A 1,987-nucleotide genomic window follows, 5' to 3' on the forward strand; every position below is an offset into this window, starting at 1 on the left:
TGACCGGGATTTCCAGGTTGTTGACGATGTGCAGCATCGCCGTGACCAGGATGAAGGCACCGAAGAACCAGTTGCCGACGTAGATGTGCTTGGTCTGGCGCTTCATCACGGTGCCGAAGAACACGATCGCATAGGAAACCCAGACGATGGTGATCAGGATGTCGATCGGCCACTCCAGCTCGGCGTACTCCTTGGAGGAGGTGAAGCCGAGCGGCAGGGTGATCGCAGCCAGCACGATCACGGCTTGCCAGCCCCAGAACACGAAGCCGGCCAGCGGGCCGCCGAACAGGCGCGCCTGGCAGGTGCGCTGCACCACGTAGAAGGAGGTGGCCATCAGCGCGCAACCGCCGAAGGCGAAGATCACCGCGTTGGTGTGCAACGGACGCAGGCGACCGAAGCTGGTCCAAGGCAGGTCGAAGTTGAGGCTCGGCCATACCAATTGGGAGGCGATCAATACGCCTAGACCCATGCCGACGATCCCCCAGATTACCGTCATGACGGCGAACTGGCGGACCACCTTGTAGTTATAAGCAGTCGGGCTGATTGCTGTACTCATTTCAGGGGTTCCACGGTTATGGACTTTCGGGACAAAAAACGGCGGCAAGTATGGAGAAAGCAGGTTGCCATTGCAACGCAAGCGCCTGTCATACAAGGGATTGCAGGCACGTCGGCAATGCTGTTTCCAGCTCTGCGGTCGTAGTCGTGTTGGCGCAGCACGGAGCCTCGAAAGACGCCGCAAGGGGTGATGTCGCGTTGTTTTTGTAACGACGTGCGACTGGTGGGACAGCTTAGTCCTCAAGCCACTGGCTGTGAAGAAAGCTTAAGGATAGGTGCGACACTTGGTCGCGCGAACGGCGGGCCTGGGAGGGCAGGCTGGGTGGGGGGAAGGAAGGCGTGCCGCATTGCGCGGCACGCCCTTGGACTTACTGAGCGGGTTTCTGCGACAGGCTGTACACGTAGGCTGCCAGCAGGTGGACCTTGTCGTTGCCCAGGTAGGGTTCCTGGGCCGGCATCTGACCCTGACGGCCATTGCGGATGGTCAGTTGCAGCTGGGTCAGGCTCGAGCCGTAGATCCAGCCGGTGCTGGCGGTCAGGTCCGGTGCGCCCATGGCCGGCACGCCCTTGCCTTGCGGGCCATGGCAGGCGACGCAGTTGGTGGCGAAGATCTGCTGGCCGGCAGCCAGGTCGGCGCCATGGCCTTCCGGCAGTTTCAGGCCGGCCACTTCACTGCGCACATAGGCAGCGACGTTCTTCACGCCCTCTTCGCCGATGATCGCCCCCCAGGCCGGCATCATGCCGTGGCGACCGGCGAGGATGCTGGCCTTGATGGTTTCGGCTTCGCCGCCCCAGCGCCAGTGCTGGTCGGCCAGGTTGGGGAAGCCGAAGCTGCCCTTGGCATCCGAGCCGTGGCACACCGAGCAGTAGGAGGCGAACATGCGCGAGCCCATCTTCAGCGCCTGCGGATCCTTGGCTACGTCGGCCACCGGCATGGCGGCGTACTTGGCGAACAGCGGGCCGTACTCGGCCTCGGCGCGATCCATCTCGCGCTGCCACTGGCCGACCTGGGTCCAGCCATTCTCGTAGCCCGGCAGGACGCCTTTCCAGTTGCCCAGGCCCGGGTAGAGGGCCAGGTAGATGGCGCCGAAGATCAGGGTGCCGACGAACAGCAGGAACCACCAGCGCGGCAGCGGGTTGTCGTACTCCTCAATGCCGTCGAACGAGTGACCCATCGTCTGGTCGGTGGTGTCCGGGCGCTGGCCCTTGCGGGTTGCGAAGATCAGCCACGCCAACACCAGCATGGTGCCGATGGTGAGGATGCTGATGTAGATACTCCAAAAGCCTGTCATGGATTATTGCTCCTGGCTAAGGCTGCGCATCAGCGCGTGTTCTTGAGGCTGGTGCCGAGGACCTGCAGGTACGCGACCAGCGCGTCCATTTCGGTCTTGCCCTTGACCGCGTCGCGGGCGCCGGCAATGTCTTCCTCGGT

Annotated in this window: 2 protein-coding genes and 1 pseudogene; all 3 read right to left on the minus strand. The window is 63.1% G+C overall.

Annotated features, from left to right (window positions below):
• The coding region (locus BM297_RS21250) for a cbb3-type cytochrome c oxidase subunit I (RefSeq protein WP_175526710.1) at positions 1-556 on the minus strand (556 nt) is incomplete at its 3' end.
• 367 nt (positions 557-923) lie between these two features.
• On the minus strand, positions 924-1,847 hold the full coding sequence (gene ccoP, locus BM297_RS21255) for a cytochrome-c oxidase, cbb3-type subunit III (RefSeq protein WP_092435820.1): 924 nt from the start codon (positions 1,845-1,847) through the stop codon (positions 924-926).
• A 29-nt stretch (positions 1,848-1,876) separates the two neighbouring features.
• Positions 1,877-1,987, minus strand: a pseudogene (locus BM297_RS21260) (cytochrome-c oxidase, cbb3-type subunit II); the annotation flags it as partial.

It is taken from the genome of Geopseudomonas sagittaria (genome assembly GCF_900115715.1).
Classification (GTDB): Bacteria; Pseudomonadota; Gammaproteobacteria; order Pseudomonadales; family Pseudomonadaceae; genus Geopseudomonas; species Geopseudomonas sagittaria.